Source organism: Dysgonomonas sp. Marseille-P4677, assembly GCF_016652235.1.
Lineage (GTDB): Bacteria > Bacteroidota > Bacteroidia > Bacteroidales > Dysgonomonadaceae > Dysgonomonas.
Window position 1 is genome coordinate 1 of sequence record NZ_JAEPKU010000015.1, and the last position, 16,316, is coordinate 16,316.

Genomic DNA, 16,316 nt, shown 5'->3' on the forward strand with positions numbered 1-16,316 from the left:
GCAATGGCGCGAGATAGGTCCTGTTGCAAGAGAATTGCGTGAGGAAGTCTGGACAAAATTTAAAGATGCTTCGACAGCTATCAATAAAGAATACCAAACCCACTTCGAATCATTAAAAGGTAAAGAGGAAGAAAATCTAGCAGAAAAAACGGCCATTTGTGAAGCTTTGAAAGCAATCGATTACTCTGCTCTTACGTCATTCAAAGAATGGGATGAAAAAAGCAAAGAGGTTATTGAGTTGCAAGCTAAATGGAAAACTATCGGCTTTGTCCCTAAAAAAGTAAATACTCAAATATTTGAAGAATTCCGTGGATTATGCGATGCTTTTTTTGAAAAGAAAAGTGAATTCTTTAGAGGTGTGCGTGATGAGATGGATATTAATCTGGAAAAGAAACGCTCATTATGCGAACAAGCAAAAATGCTGAAAGATAGTACAGAGTGGAGATCAACAGCTGATAAATTGATTGCCATACAAAGAGAATGGAAAACGATAGGACCTGTTCCTCGTAAATATTCGGATGCAATCTGGAAAGAATTTGTAAACGCTTGTGATTATTTCTTTGAGCAAAAGAAGAAAAACGAATCTTCACAAAAAGGAGAAGAGTTAGAGAATCTAACAGCGAAAAAAGAAATTATCGAAAAAATAAAGAATGTAGATCAATCACTAGAATCGTCTGAACTAATTGCGCAGGTACGTACTCTTGCCGATGAATGGCATAAAATAGGATTTGTTCCGTTCAAAGAGAAAGACAAAATCTATAAAGAGTTCCATGAGGCAGTTGACGCTCATTACGACCGACTTAAAATAGATAAGACAGAACGTAGGTTCGAGGCTTTCAAATCGAATGTAAAAGATGCAGCCAGACAGGATAATCCTAAGAAAATATTATATAAAGAAAGAGATCATCTTATGCATCAGTACAATAAGGTGAAGACCGATCTTCAAACATATGAGAATAATATGAACTTCCTTTCTGTATCATCTAAAGGTGGAGGTGGATTATTGAAAGATATCACTCATAAGATAGAAAATCTAAAAAATGAGATGGATTTACTCGTTAAGAAGATCGAAGCTATCGATGAAAGTCTAAATGAACTGGAGAAATAAAATACAAAACAAAAAATGGAGTCTAAAAAATAAGACTCCATTTTTGTATACTGACATTCTTTAATTTTAGTTTTTAGTTAATCCTTTAGCAGTCTCCATCAATCGTACAAATTCGCGGCGATACCCCTGACTATCATTACTATATCCTGATCGAGCCAGCAATATTGCTTTATCGAACGATCCATCACCTTTATATTGAGAATCTTTCATTACTTGTCCAAACATAGCTACGGCAGACGCAAAACGGAAATCATCAGATACTTCATCTCTCTTATTATCAATTAATGGTACTTCTATTTTCTTGCTTGTATCTCCATTGGGTTGTTTATACCTCAACTTCACTGTTAATAAATCCGGGTGAAAACTGGAGTTTATCTGTTTTTGAATTGGAGTTTTGGCTTCGTCCTGATATTTTAGAGGATCAACATTCCCCAGAAGGTTAGTTTTTATACCGACAGGTATAATTTCGTAGAAGGCAGTAACGGTATGGCCTGCACCCATTTCGCCAGCATCTTTTGTATCATCATTAAAATCTTCTTTATTCAGCAGACGTGTTTCATACCCAACTAACCTATATGCCTGGACATTCGCGGGATTAAATTCTATTTGTAGCTTGACATCTTTTGCTACAGTATACATAGTAGCACCAAACTCATTTACCAAAACCTTATTTGCTTCCTGTAGATTATCAATGTACGCATGATTGCCATTACCTGCCTGTGCAAGAGTTTGCATCTTACTATCTTTATAATTACCCATTCCGTAACCTAATATTGATAAGAAGACGCCTGTTTTGCGCTCGTTCTCAATCAATTTTTGCAAACCTTCATTACTTGATACTCCTACATTAAAATCTCCGTCTGTACAAAGGATAATACGGTTATTGCCACCTTTTATAAAGTTTTTCTTGGCTATCTTATATGCCAACTGAATCCCTTCTCCTCCGGCGGTAGAACCACCAGCCGATAGATCGTTCAAAGCTTCTCTTATCCTTTGTTTATTCTCTCCCGAAGTGGACGGAAGCACCTCTCCTGCCGAACCTGCATAAACAACAATAGCTACACGATCTTTGCTCCGAAGATTATTAACCAACAGCTTTAAGGATGACTTAACTAAATCCAGACGAGTAGGTCCTTCCATAGACCCTGATACATCTATAAGAAATACAAAATTAGACGCAGGCAAATTATCCGAAGCCATACTTTTAGCTTTTAAACCAATCCTCACCAAACGATTTTGGGTATTCCACGGACAAGATCCAACTTCGGTGGTTATCTTGACGGGATCATCGCCCGTTGGTTCGGGATAGTTATAACTAAAATAATTAATCAGCTCCTCTATACGCACAGCATCTTTATACGGTAACTCTCCCTTATTTATAAATCTCCGCATATTACTATATGACGCAGCATCTACATCTACTGAAAATGTAGAAAGTGGTTCTTCTCTAGCAATACGAAACGTATTTTCTGCAAACTGACTATACTCTTCGTTCTTTTGCCTATCATACTGAGAGGGTGCTATATAACAAAAGATCTGAGGCGCCTCTTCAGCGACTATCATTTTATGTTCCTTCAATTCAGCTATACTTATCGCCTGTTTATCATCACATCCCACAATATTTTCAACACTTACCATTTCCTTTTCATCAGGAGCAATTACAGGTGGCACAAATTTCTGATTTGCCATCATTGGTGGCGGTGGTAACTCCTCCTCAACCTGAATATTTTCTAATACCATATAAGCCTCATCTGTCGAAGTCTTTTGTTTATTTCCGCCACATGAGAAAAAGAATAATCCGGATAGAAGAAAGATTCCCAATTTGTATGTTTTCATAATCTATTTGTATTAAGTTAATAATTTTAATAATTCAACGTTTAATACATAGATCAAAAAAATCTCTTATTCCATAATTACATCAAAGAAAACAGCCCCACCCTAAAAAGAAAAGTACCTCAACATTATATAGCTGAGGTACTTTTCAAAAAGAGAATTAAATATTTTTTATTCTGCTGGAGCCGCTTCCGAACCTTCCAGTTTCTTTATTTGCTCTTCAGCTTTATTTCTTAAGTTCTGGCCTTGCTTTTCAGCTTCTTGAACCAATTTTTTCCCGGCCGCCTTAGCTGCAGTTTTTGCTAATGGGTTACTTCCTGCTTTATCGACTAAGGCTTGTGATTGTTTTTCAGCTTCTTCAACAAGTTTTTTAGCTGTATTATCCGCTTCTGTTCTTAGTTTTTCTATCTGTTTTGCTTTTTCTTCAGATAATGAAGCCGAGGCATCCCCATCTTTTCCTCCAAGCAATTGATTAGCCAAAGATGAAGCGGCGTCAGTCAATAGACCTTTAGTATCTACACCAATCTTAGGATTTGAGAAAGTACCACCTATTGTAATCGGAACATTATTAATAAAATTATTAGCCATTGATTTAGGTAAGGTTACAGTTCCTTTATAATTGATGCTTTGATCTAGTCCTGTCGAACCTTCCAACTTCATCATTCCGCCATTACCTATATTAATATTAAATGGTTTTGTTATTAACTTACCATTATCAATAGAAAACGGTAAATTTAAATCTTTAGGGGATATCGTTTTCAGAGCATCGGTTTTCAGAGCAGAAGATAAAGCAGTTAATGCTGCTACATTCTGCACCTTGATATCACTGGTCTGCAAAGCTCCACTACCGGTAAGACTGGCTAATGTTTGCATAATAGATTGGCCAAGTGATGTATTAAACTTCAGATTCATAGAATAAGTACCAAGTAGGTTTTCGAATATCGGGGCAAACTTCTGAATAGATTCTACTGACTTAAATGTTTCGGCAAACGACACTTTTGATAGTGCTATATCAAAATCTACTTTTGGAGTCTTAGGGTCAGATGTATTGTATGAACCACTAACTTTACATGAGCCTCCTAAAGCATTTGCGCCTACATTATTCAATGTAAGTATACCGTTTCTTACAGTCATAGCTCCTACCATATTGGTGATATTCATTTTACCATACACAATCTGATTAAGAGCAGCATTTAACGTAAAATCTATATTCTTTGGTATAATAATATCCTCCGATGTAGCTGTAGTATCTGCAGCTGCACCTGATGTCTCGCTACTGATAAAATCGTTAGCATTCAGATAATTCGATTTAATATTTAATTGACCTTTCAAAGTCTGGTCTTTCAAAGCATAAGCAATAAAGTTTTCTAAACGTCCATTCGCTGAAATATCATTCTTCCCTATCTTCACATCTAATGCAGGAAGATTTACATAACGAGGTGTAAACTCAAGAGCAGCATTATTTATCAATACCTCAGGCATATCAGCTCCCTTATATACCATATTGCTTAGTTTCAGACTACCTGAAGCAGATACATTCTCATATTGTTCTTTCTCTATAGCCGACATTCTTGTGGCAATATTGAGATCAGCTGCAATCGTTCCATTCAGCTCAGTACCTTTTTCTAATGGATATACTTCTTTTATCATACCCAGATTGATTGTTCCATTAGCATGAGCCTTCAAATTAGGATCGCTCATTGGAGTCGTAATGTTCAGGTTTCCACTGAATGGATTACCCCCCAGATTGAAACTAAACTTACTAATATCGATTACTGTGTTATCTAACGATCCACCTTTACTATTTACAGCTATAGCAACATTAATATCATTTACTGATTTTGGCAAAGATGGATATTGGAACATAGCATTATTTACCAAAATTTTCACATCGAATGCAGGATACGTTTCATCTTGCATCAACCCTTTGATATAAGCATCTAAAGAAGCCGTACCTGATGTCTTCACATCTTTGAAATCGGCTGTATACATAGCAGGAAGTAAAGATAAAATATCTTTGAACTGTGTATCGGGCGCATTTAGTTTCAGGTCGAAGTCCATTCCTTCATAATCCTTACCCACCATTGCAAAAGACCCGTCTATAGAAGCTTTCAACTCGTTTAGCTGTAGATCGCTTTCGGTGAAAGTAAATTTCATATTATCAAGATTGGCATTCACTGTTGCTTTAGCAATAGCCTTTACCCTGTTCAAATAAGGGATACCATCCATAATAAACGAAACCTCATCTATTGTTGAACTCGTTTTAAGAGTAGTTTCACTAGCAGAAAAGTCTCCTGATATCTCACCATTCCACTTATTTAAAACAACTTTCATTTTTGTAGAATCATCCTGATACACAACATTACAGTCATTTAAGGATACTTTCTTCAGGTTCAGTTTGAAAGGAGTTTCGCTCTCTGCTTCAACAGTAGCAGTAGAGTCAACCTTCATTATATCGTAGTTAACCCTGCCATCTGCCAATATCTTAGCATATACTGAAGCCTTATCTAAATTAATTTTAGAGATATTATAATTACTGCCGAACAAACTCATCAAGTCGATGGTCACACTTGCCGATTGGGCCTGCAATAAAGTATCCTTTTCAAAATCTCCTACCCCAATTACTGTTGCATCATCAAGAGACAATGTAGCATTCGGAAAGTTAGAGAACAGATTTAATCCAAAATCTTTGATATCTACTTTAGCATTCAACTGCTCGTTTGCTGCACTCAATACAGCATCTTTTATCTTGCCTTTAAACAAGAATGGGATAGCTATCATAGCTACAATAATAACAGCTAGTATAACACCAACAATAGTTAGTCCTTTCTTCATAATTTTATTGATTTACGTAATTTTTCGTTTAATTTTTAAACGTAAAATTTGTGTTTTTGTTTTCTTTTGTTTGTTAAGAATATAGCTCAAAGTTAGTGTTTTTTTGAATATGGCAGAAATACAATCGAGTAAATGTAACTATATATTACTTTAGTTCTCTTTTATCGACCTTGTTAGCTTGTCCAGCATCGGTTCAATTAACTTATTATAAAAAAGAGACATTGCAAATGATATCACAATAGTCAAAAGCAGGTGTTCTAAGGCCAACAATAATACATCAGGCTGATCTTTTCCATAAACATATCTAATGGTATACGCTCGCAATGGACCATTAATTAAGAACATGAACATACTAATACTTCCAATAAAGAACAACGATTTCTGAATAATCTTAGAAGAATTATTGTATATCGGATAGCATACATATAATATCAGAACAGTTGCCGAAGCAAAACTAAAAGGAAAGAAATATTGAGAAAAATTGGATAAAACAAATAATAAAAGAGCCGGCAATACAATTTTATAATCTAACCTAAACTCTTTAAACATAGCAAATCCCATCGCTAAGATAAATTCAGGCAGATGTCCTATAAAATTAGCAAACAACGGGATATTTAAAGTATTAAAGATTGGATATAGGCCATAGATCAATAAGTAACTGAAGCCAATCAAAATGAAGAATCCTTTCTCTTTATATTTATCCAACAAATAATATAAGATAGGAAATATCAGATAGAGCTGAATTATAAATCCAAAATACCACCACGGACCAGCATAGGGATAAAAAAACAGCGTATCGAAAGAAAAGTTATTGCATAATAAAAGAGAGGATTTGACAAATTCTAAATACAAATCTACCGAAATAACATTGATACGGTAAAGAAGGAGAAAATAACAAGCCAAACCAAAAAGAATCAATCCATATATTTTAATAATCTTAGGTAAAATATAAACCATATACGATGAAGGCTCCCTCTTCATAAACTGCTTTACTAAGCCATAACCACTAGCAAAAATAAATATTTGTACTCCAAAATGACCGAAATAAGTAAAGCAAGCATTTATCAATGAAAGAGGATCATTTGCAACGGTATCTATCAATCCTTGAATATGACTACTTTTAAATACAAATTCATTTTCTCCTATAGAATTAGTCCAATGAAAAAAATTGTGTAAAACAATAGCAAGCATACCCAAGCCTTTCGCCAAGGTAATTTGGTTTTTGGAAAGATTGTATAAGGATATTTTCATTAGTTATTTCTTAAACCGCGCATATACACTCAATGGGAGATTTTTTCCCAACCGCTCCGGTATAATTAACTCTCCAAACTGACAATCCTTTACCTCCGGGAAATAGTCTTTAATTAAGTTTTCTGCAATCACAGCCGAGAAACCCATCGAATATAGATTAAGTATGAGGAAAGAATTCTTGTCTTCCAGCAAACTACTGCACAATGACATTAATTCGGATATATTCTCCTCTAATATCCAACGTTCGCCATCGGGCCCACGACCATATGCGGGTGGATCGAGTATAATTCCATTATATTTTTTTTCACGCTTAACTTCTCTACGACAAAACTTCAGAGCGTCTTCGACAATCCAACGAATATTATCCAACTCCGAGGCTTCCATATTCTCCCGAGACCATGTAATTACCTGACGAACAGAATCGACATGGGTAACATCCGCCCCGGCACTTTTTGCCGCAATAGATGCACCTCCGGTATATGCAAAGAGGTTTAGAACCTTAGGTTCGTCTACAGTTATACCTTTAATTGTATCATAAATAAAGTTCCAATTTTCGGACTGCTCAGGAAAAATACCTACATGCTTAAAAGAAGTCAAACCCAATCTAAATTTGAGAGCCATCCCTTTGTACTTATAATTTATGAACCATTGATCTGGCATACCCTTCTTTTGCACCCATATTCCTTTGTCATTGCCATCTTGGGAGGTCTTCCCTTTTTCACGTTTAAATGTAGCATCAGACCGGCTTTCCCACTCGTATTCGGATAGCGATTTACGCCAAACAGCCTGTGGTTCGGGACGACGGATAATATATTTACCAAATCGTTCAAGTTTTTCGTATTCTCCCGAATCGATCAGTTCGTAGTCGATCCAGTGTTGAGGTTTTAATAATTGCATTAATATTTATTTCTTTTTCGATGATCCTTTAAAGAAAGTACTGATAAATTGTTTTGCTAATGGAACAACAACTCCTGTAGCTATAGTTCCCCAAAAGCGTTTTCGCTGAACAGCTTCCTGACGTGCAATCTTTTCTTGTTCTTTTTGTAACTTCTCCTGTTCCTTCTGAGCTTTGGCTTCGGCTTTGGCTTGTGCAGCCTGTTCTTTTTCGCTCAGGGTTCCTTGCAAGCGTTCTGTCAAGATTTCGTAAGCTGATGCCCGATCTTGTGCTTCTGCGTAGTGCCTGTATAGAAGTGATGTTTCTGTCATCTTCTTACGTTCTGCTATATCGAGAGGTCCTATTTGTCCTTGAGGAGGTAGAATAAAAGCTCTTTCAACTTCGTTAGGCCGTCCTTTCTCGTCAAGAAACGAGACTAAGGCCTCACCTGTACCAAGCTCAGATATAACGGTTTCGGTATCAAATTTAGGATTAGCACGGAAAGTCTGAGCTGCAACCTTAACAGCTTTTTGATCTTTAGGTGTATACGCACGTAGGGCGTGCTGAACCCTATTCCCTAACTGTCCCAATACGGAATCGGGAATATCAGCCGGAGTTTGGGAAATGAAATAAACACCTATTCCTTTCGAGCGAATAAGACGTACGACCTGTTCTATTTTTTCTAACAACGCTTTTGGAGCATCTGAGAATAGCAGATGCGCTTCATCAAAGAAGAAAACCATCTTTGGCTTATCCGGGTCTCCGACTTCGGGCATTACTTCAAACAGCTTTGTCATCAACCACATGAGAAAGGTTGTATAAACTTTCGGCGAATTCATCAACTTATCCGCTGCCAGAATATTTATGACTCCCTTATCCCCTTCTGTCTGAATAAGATCATCTATATTAAGATTCGGTTCTCCAAAGAACTGATCCGCCCCATCATGCTCCAATGTTATCAATCCACGTTGAATAGCTCCGATACTGGCTGTAGATATATTTCCGTATGATGTTGTAAATTTATTTGAATTATTACCTACATATTCCAATAGTTTTTGCAAATCTTTCAAATCAATAATTTCTAAAGATTCATCTTTTGCTATCTTGAATATAATAGTTAAGACAGCCGACTGAGTGTCGTTTAACGACAACAAGCGACTCAGCAGCAATGGCCCCATATCTGCGACTGTCGCTCTGATAGGAGTTCCTTGTTCTCCGAACACATCCCAAAACTGCACCGGAAAAGCTTGAAATTTAAATCCTTTTTCACCCAATTGATAAGACTCTACACGCTGGGTTACACTTTCTTTATTTCCTCCGAGAGCTGCAACACCCGACAAGTCACCTTTTATATCGGCCGCAAACACAGGCACTCCCATTTGGCTGAATGTCTCTGCCATAGTTTGTAATGTCACTGTTTTACCTGTCCCTGTAGCACCGGTTATTAATCCATGACGGTTTGCCATTTTGGGTATCAAGCAAACTTCTTTACCTTCCGATATGGCTATAAAAGCTCTTTTCTCATTATCAAACATTGCTTTTCAATTTAGATGTTCCCAATATATTTTATTATTAGAAAACTTAGAACGAAAAAAAGTTCGTGAATTATAGAACAAAAGTAATCATTTATTTAAATCCCTGATAATTGTACCTTCAGTTTGGCATACTTTTCTTTCAACATGCAAGGCTAATAGTAAAAGCAAATAAAATATCTCCATTTTCCACAGTATATTTTATAGAATTATTATACCTTGGCAAACAGAATTAGACTTCAAAATGTTTTACAAAAAACAATTTAAATTATAAATTGAAACAGAGTAGCAAAATATGGATATGGTGTAATGATAATCCTATAAAAACGATTATCATCATAGGTGTATTCATACGTATTATAATTGCAATTTTGTATGGACATATTACCTTATATCCCGATAGTAAAGATTACATCAATTTAGCAGAACGCCTGTTGAATTTCGATTTAGCAGGTTATCAAGGAGAAAGACCTCCGGGTTATCCCCTATTTCTATCTATCAATGGTATATCTAATATTATCACAGTACTACTCCAATCAGCAATGGGCGTATGTACGCTAATATTTGCCTATAAGACTCTAATATTAGGCGGAGCAAAACGGCAATTAGCATTAACCATTACATTAATTCTGGCATGTTATCTGCCATCTATTTTTTTTGAGTTCGCAATTCTTACCGAAAGTCTCACTTTACTAATTATAACACTTATATTCTATATATTCTTTGGCATTATACAGAATGATAAATCTGAAACGAAACATTATATATGGTTAGCCTTGCTATGTGGATATCTGGTTATGATAAAAATGTTTTACATATATCTTGCTTGCTTATTGTTTATGATATTAATATTTCACAATCATAAGTCAATAAAAACGATTATCAGTAAATATCTTTTAGTCATAATTATTCCTATATCCATTTTTCTTGGCTGGTCTTATGTAAACAAAATAAATACAGGATACTTTACATCCTCCACTTTTTATGGTTTCAATATTGCTCAAAACTGTGTTTGGTTCTCAGAAAACACAACACCCGAATATCAAGAAATAGGAGACATCTATGCAAGCTACAGATATGATGATCCTAAAGAAAAAGAAGTTGCGATGACTATTTGGGAAGCTTACCCTGAATTAGTAGCAAAAACAGATTTATCTTTTCCCGACTTGTCAAAAAAATTATATGACTACAGCATTGCTACAATTAAGAAGAACCCTATTAAATACTTGGAACAAGTCTCTATTTCGTGGCGCGACTTTTGGAAAACATCTCTTTATTGGGAAGCTTATAGTTTTTCTGTACCTCAGGCTAGCAATGTCATTCTCTATATTTGCTATATGGAACGAGTATTGTTACAACTTGTGAAAATGATTTTCGTTCTATTGATTCCATATAATATTTTTATTGCCTTTAGACGAAAAGTAATCGCGCCCCCTATGATTATAACAATTGTAGTCTTTGCAGCATCAATACTTCAAGCCTTTGCCACATACGGCACAAACTCCCGATTCAGCTACCCATTCGAGATTCTAATGATAACATCTGTCATAATTAATATTTTAGAATATACCAGATATAGGTCAAAACAAAAAGCTACATCTTGAACTATCAAAATGCAGCTTTACTCTTTATTCTTAATAAGATTACTTTACTTATCCAACTCTTTATCTGCAATATTCTGTCTGGCTTTAGTCAGAAATTGTAACATAGCAGTACTATCTTTGTTCTCTATTATCTCTAAAAGTAATTTAAGCTCTTTACGAATGCCTTCTACCTGTGCAGGTGTGTATGGATTGAATAATATTTCGGTCAACAAGTAATCATCTTCGGAAAGCAATCCTTTAGCAATATCCATATGACGCTTAAATGTTGTGCCCGGAGCTTCCTGATGTTTCATTACCGAAGTAAAGACAAGAGTAGAAGCAAAAGGAATAGAAAGAGAATACGCAATAGTCTCGTCATGCTCTTCAAAGGTGTATTCAAATACTCTCAGGTTGAGGCTATTATATAAATTTAAGAAAAACTCTTTTCCTTTAGGGCTTGATTCTGATATGACAATAGCACTTTGAGTGCTCAGATTGCGTAAATCTGCAAAAGTAGGGCCAAACATAGGATGTGATGAAGCAAACGGTTGGTCTACTGTTGCATAAAATTCTTTCAACCCTGTTTTCACAGATGCAATATCAGAGATTATACAATCTTTACTAATATAAGGCAATATCGTTTTAAAAGCATCAATCGTATACTTTACCGTAGCTGCATTGATAACCAACTCCGGATTGAAATCGGCAATCTCCCTTGGATCACTCATCCGTACTGTATTGTATATAAATCTCAACTTTTGAGGGTCTACATCAAATACAGCCAGTTCGTGATCGAAACTTAAAACATCGCCAAAAAAAGATCCCATTTTTCCGGCACCGAGTATCAAAATTCTCATATCTTTTTTATTTTCTGCTGCAAAGATACAAGAATATGAAATAATCTATCATCTTATAAAAAATAATTTACGCCTTACAACAAAGTACTAGCAACCTCCGATAAACGGCTTCTCTCCCCTTTCACCAGATTGACATGAGCAAATAAATCCTGTCCGCTCATTTTATCTATCATATAAGCTAACCCATTAGATTGAGCGTCGAGATATGGAGAATCTATTTGCTGAAGATCTCCAGTAAATATCATTTTTGTACCTTCTCCGGCCCGCGTAATAATTGTCTTTATTTCGTGAGGAGTCAGATTTTGAGCCTCATCTATAATACATATCATCTCTGACAAACTTCGTCCACGAATATATGCTAATGCTTCTATTTCAAGTTTCTTTGTTTTCTGCATTTCTTCAATATTCCGAGACTCAGATCCTCCGTAAGGGATATTATTTTTTATAACCAATAAATTATCGAAAAGAGGCTGCATATACGGTGCTATCTTTTGCTTCTCGTCTCCCGGTAAAAACCCTAACTCCTTGTTGCCTAATGCAACAATAGGCCGAGCTAATAATATCTGATCAAAATCTTCACTCTGTTTAAGCGCCGATGCCAAAGCCAGCAATGTCTTTCCTGTTCCAGCTTTTCCAGTCAATGCAACCAACTTTATATCCGGATCACATAAAACCTCCATTGCAAATGTTTGCTCTGCATTACGAGGTTGAATTCCGTAAGCAACTTGCTTATCTATCCGTTTTATCTTATTCGTAAAAGGGTTGTAACGAGCCAAAACACTTTTTCGTCCGTTCTTCATCACAAAACACTCATTGGGTATTACCGGCGATTCCAAATCAAACTCTTTAATATCTACACCGTCTGCATTTGCATAAAGACTATCGATAAGAGAAGCGTCCATGTCTGTAAAAGTCTTATGCTGCTTTTCGAAAATAAAAACATCAGCAACCTTATCATTGATATAATCCTCTGCGATAAGGCCAATAGCCCGAGCCTTCATCCTTAGATTAATATCTTTCGTTACAAGTATTGTTTTATTCTTATCTCTCTCAGATATCTCCAGTACAGCAGATAATATACGATGATCGGGAATTCGTTCGGGAAACATTTGCAAAACTCTTTCTTGAGCTTTAATCCCTGTTTCCACAAAAAGATTCCCCATACCATTGCCTAAAGAAGTCCCTTTGGTGAAAAGATTATCATCTGTTATGGAGTCTAGCTGGCGTAGAAATTCACGTGCATTATAATTGATCTGATCATTACCCTTTTTAAATTTATCCAGCTCTTCAAGAACTACTATCGGAAGGTATATATCATTCTCCTCAAAATTATCTAAACACCTGAAATCGTGCAGTATTACATTTGTATCCAGTACGAAGTTTTTCTTTCTATTTCTGCCCATACTTATCTTGTTTTATTATATAACAATAAATGTAGTCCTTTTGGTTCTCAAGTTACAAATATTATTAAAACAAATCATTACCTTTGCACTTGAAGATATTATGCGGTGTAATTAGACAAGTTAAGACAAATTAAAATTCAAATTCATTCTAGAAATGAATCTTCTTTTCCTTTATTAATTTTTTACAGCATTAATTATTTAAGTGATATAATTAATGCAAAAGGTTATTTTACAGCAAAAAACATGAAAAAGAGAAATATTTTTAACCTCTTGTTGATTCTATTTTGTATTCAACATGGTTTATTCGCTCAGCAAAGCAGCAAATATAAGAACGTTGAATACAAGTTCGACCAAAAAGATGTACATGTAAGCATGCATCTATATCTAAGAGATTATTTCATAAACCGGGGAGACTCTTTAACGCTAACCCCTATTATTAAATCGGAAACCAATACGGCAATCCTTCCCAATATAATTATGATTGGCAACAATTATACATTTTATTGGTCGAATGATAAAAACGTTTTTCTCAAAGACGGAAATAGTCCCACCTACATTACTTATAGGACGAATATTCCTTATGAGCCATGGATGGAAGACTCCAAGCTAATTATAAAAACAAATCTTAACCGAATAGGTGGAGCTGAGCTGTATAATTATACAGAAACTCTAAAAAAAGCTCTTACCGCAGAATACGATCAGCCTATCGGTATTACAACGAACAGGTCTCCAAATATTACGAATACAGAAACTGCTGATAACCACTCCTTGAAATCTAATATATTTTGTCTAAGATATCCCTATAAGAATGCTATAGAGGTAGCAAATACTCAAGAACTGAATGATCTGAAAAACATGATGGATTATATAATGGCTAATAAAGAAATTACATTGATCAAAATAGATATCAATGCAATAACCTCTATAGACGGCATATATTTCGACAATGAACAACTCACACAGAAACAAGCAACTGTATTTAAGAACTACTTACAACGATCCTATAATATCCCTGAATCTTATTTTAGGATAAAAGGGAGCAGTGAAGATTGGGATGGCTTAGCCAAATTAGTCGAAGACAGTAATATGCCTTACAAACAAGATGTATTAAATATAATGAGTAAATATGGTATTTTTAACGGAAGAGAAAGAGAGTTAATGCTATTAAAAAACGGAGAACCATACATATATATGAAAAATCGAATGTTTTCTCAATCTCAAAAAATCGAATGTAAAATTATATATCGTGATATCAAGAAGTAAAATATTAAATATAAATAATGAAGTCCTTGTTGACAGATTAACAAGGGCTTCATTATTTATAATCTCCTAATTAGAACTAGTATTACAAAACTATCTTTACCAAAAATCAAATATAAAAACATAATATTTGTATCTTTGATAAAGATTAAAACCACAAAGCGATCTGCTAGCTAAGTATAACAGATCAATATTATTGGTGCTAAATCTTAAATAAGGCTATAATTCTTTTGTATACTCAGAAATTAAAAATACTATTTATAATATGGATTTGACTAACCTGAAAAATGATAATTTTTTCCTGCTTGCAGGCCCTTGTGTTATTGAAGGAGAAGAGATGGCTCTTCGCATTGCAGATAAAATAAAAACTATTACAGATAAACTAAATATCCCGTATGTATTTAAAGGGTCATACAAAAAGGCAAACCGATCTCGTGTTGATTCCTTCACCGGTATAGGGGATGAGAAGGCTTTAAAAATATTGCAAAAAGTAGGAAAGACCTTTGGTATACCAACGGTTACCGACATACACGAAACTAATGAGGCCGCTATGGCTGCCGAATATGTAGATGTACTGCAAATACCTGCATTCTTGTGCCGCCAGACCGACTTACTGATTGCTGCTGCGAAAACCGGGAAAATCGTCAATATAAAAAAAGGTCAATTCTTGGCTCCAAACGGAATGAAGTTTGCAGCTCAGAAGGTTGTAGACTCAGGCAATAATAATGTTATCATCACCGATAGAGGAACATCTTTTGGTTATTCGGATCTTGTTGTTGATTTTCGTGGAATACCCGAAATGAAAGAATTTGGTTTCCCTGTAGTTCTAGATGCTACACATTGTTTGCAAAAGCCCAATCAGGCATCAGGTGTTACCGGTGGGCAACCCCAACTGATAGAAACAATGTGTAAAGCCGGTATAGCGACAGGAGTAGATGGCTTATTTATAGAAACACATTTCGATCCTGCGCACGCCTTATCCGACGGGGCAAACATGCTTCCTCTAGATCAACTGGAAGGACTGATGGTTAAACTAATTCGGATTAAAGAAGCAATAAAAGAATGAAAATAGAAGTCTGCTTCTCCCCTGCTTTATATCCCTATTATACAAGCAACAACGATAAAATTGTCGTTGTTGTAGATATATTCAGAGCCACAACCTCGATGTGCGCAGCATTAAAAAATGGTGCAAAATGTATTATACCCGTAGCTTCTATCGAAGAAGCTCAGGATTATAAAGCAAAAGGATATTTGGTCGGTGCAGAACGAAATGTAAAACGATGTGATTTTGCCGATTTTGGCAATTCTCCGTTCGACTACACACCTGAGAAAGTAAAAGATAAAGAAATCGTCTTTACAACAACCAATGGCACACAGGCTATCGAAGCTGCAAATGACGCGCATATTTTAATTATCGGGGCATTTTCAAACATAAGTATTATAGCTGATTTTTGTAATAAGGAACAAAAAGATGTAATAGTGCTTTGCTCAGGATGGAATAACCGCTTCAATATAGAAGATACTTTATTTGGAGGAGCTTTGGTTTGGAGACTACTACAAAAAGGATACTCTATTAGTTCAGATGCAGCTAAAGTAGCTCTTTCTATGTGGATGGAGGCTGAATCCGATGTTCGTGAATACATCAATCGGTCAGAACATATAAAGCGTCTGGAAGCTAACAATCTGCAAGATTCTGTAAATTATTGCCTGACTGAGGATACCGTAAACCTAGTTCCTATTTACAATAAAGAAACAAAACAAATTACGGCTCTCTGAAATA

General features: G+C 35.5%; 12 protein-coding genes. 5 read left to right on the forward strand and 7 right to left on the reverse strand.

Annotated elements, in window-relative coordinates; all coding sequences use genetic code 11:
* A partial coding sequence (locus JGH11_RS04995; protein WP_201110471.1) for a DUF349 domain-containing protein occupies positions 1 to 1,108 on the forward strand: 1,108 nt, incomplete at its 5' end.
* Positions 1,109 to 1,174: 66 nt separating this feature from the next.
* Here JGH11_RS04995 and JGH11_RS05000 read toward each other — a convergent pair.
* From JGH11_RS05000 to JGH11_RS05020, 5 genes are all read right to left on the reverse strand, one after another.
* Entirely contained in the window at positions 1,175 to 2,944 is a 1,770-nt protein-coding gene (locus tag JGH11_RS05000; RefSeq protein WP_201110472.1) for a VWA domain-containing protein, read from the reverse strand.
* Positions 2,945 to 3,112: 168 nt separating this feature from the next.
* Positions 3,113 to 5,776 carry an AsmA-like C-terminal region-containing protein gene (locus tag JGH11_RS05005; protein WP_201110473.1) on the reverse strand — a complete coding sequence of 888 codons (2,664 nt, stop codon included), beginning with the start codon at positions 5,774 to 5,776 and terminating at the stop codon, positions 3,113 to 3,115.
* 150 nt (positions 5,777 to 5,926) lie between these two features.
* A complete protein-coding gene (locus JGH11_RS05010; RefSeq protein ID WP_201110474.1) occupies positions 5,927 to 7,027 on the reverse strand; it encodes an acyltransferase family protein in 1,101 nt (366 codons plus the stop codon).
* A gap of 3 nt (positions 7,028 to 7,030) precedes the next feature.
* Positions 7,031 to 7,924, reverse strand: a complete 894-nt coding sequence (locus JGH11_RS05015; RefSeq protein WP_201110475.1) for a class I SAM-dependent methyltransferase — start codon at positions 7,922 to 7,924, stop codon at positions 7,031 to 7,033.
* A gap of 6 nt (positions 7,925 to 7,930) precedes the next feature.
* Complete coding sequence (locus JGH11_RS05020) at positions 7,931 to 9,436, reverse strand: helicase HerA-like domain-containing protein (protein WP_201110476.1); 1,506 nt, start codon at positions 9,434 to 9,436, stop codon at positions 7,931 to 7,933.
* A gap of 272 nt (positions 9,437 to 9,708) precedes the next feature.
* Here JGH11_RS05020 and JGH11_RS05025 point away from each other — a divergent pair, with 272 nt between their 5' ends.
* Positions 9,709 to 11,037: a glycosyltransferase family 39 protein gene (locus JGH11_RS05025; protein WP_201110477.1), complete on the forward strand. Its 1,329-nt coding sequence runs from the start codon at positions 9,709 to 9,711 to the stop codon at positions 11,035 to 11,037.
* A 44-nt stretch (positions 11,038 to 11,081) separates the two neighbouring features.
* Here JGH11_RS05025 and JGH11_RS05030 read toward each other — a convergent pair whose 3' ends face one another.
* Both JGH11_RS05030 and JGH11_RS05035 read right to left on the reverse strand, forming a co-directional pair.
* Positions 11,082 to 11,873 carry a prephenate dehydrogenase/arogenate dehydrogenase family protein gene (locus JGH11_RS05030; RefSeq protein ID WP_201110478.1) on the reverse strand — a complete coding sequence of 264 codons (792 nt, stop codon included), beginning with the start codon at positions 11,871 to 11,873 and terminating at the stop codon, positions 11,082 to 11,084.
* Between the two features lie 74 nt (positions 11,874 to 11,947).
* On the reverse strand, positions 11,948 to 13,276 hold the full coding sequence (locus JGH11_RS05035) for a PhoH family protein (protein WP_201110479.1): 1,329 nt from the start codon (positions 13,274 to 13,276) through the stop codon (positions 11,948 to 11,950).
* A 243-nt stretch (positions 13,277 to 13,519) separates the two neighbouring features.
* On the opposite strand from JGH11_RS05035, the gene JGH11_RS05040 reads away from it, so the two are divergent.
* The 3 genes from JGH11_RS05040 (at position 13,520) to JGH11_RS05050 (ending at position 16,312) form a co-directional block, all read left to right on the forward strand.
* A complete protein-coding gene (locus JGH11_RS05040) occupies positions 13,520 to 14,539 on the forward strand; it encodes a hypothetical protein (RefSeq protein ID WP_201110480.1) in 1,020 nt (339 codons plus the stop codon).
* Between the two features lie 262 nt (positions 14,540 to 14,801).
* Positions 14,802 to 15,602 (forward strand): 3-deoxy-8-phosphooctulonate synthase, encoded by an 801-nt coding sequence (kdsA, locus tag JGH11_RS05045; protein ID WP_201110481.1) that lies wholly within the window; start codon positions 14,802 to 14,804, stop codon positions 15,600 to 15,602.
* Complete coding sequence (locus JGH11_RS05050) at positions 15,599 to 16,312, forward strand: 2-phosphosulfolactate phosphatase (protein ID WP_201110482.1); 714 nt, start codon at positions 15,599 to 15,601, stop codon at positions 16,310 to 16,312. The genes kdsA and JGH11_RS05050 overlap by 4 nt, the downstream gene beginning before the upstream one ends.
* Positions 16,313 to 16,316 lie beyond the last annotated feature (4 nt).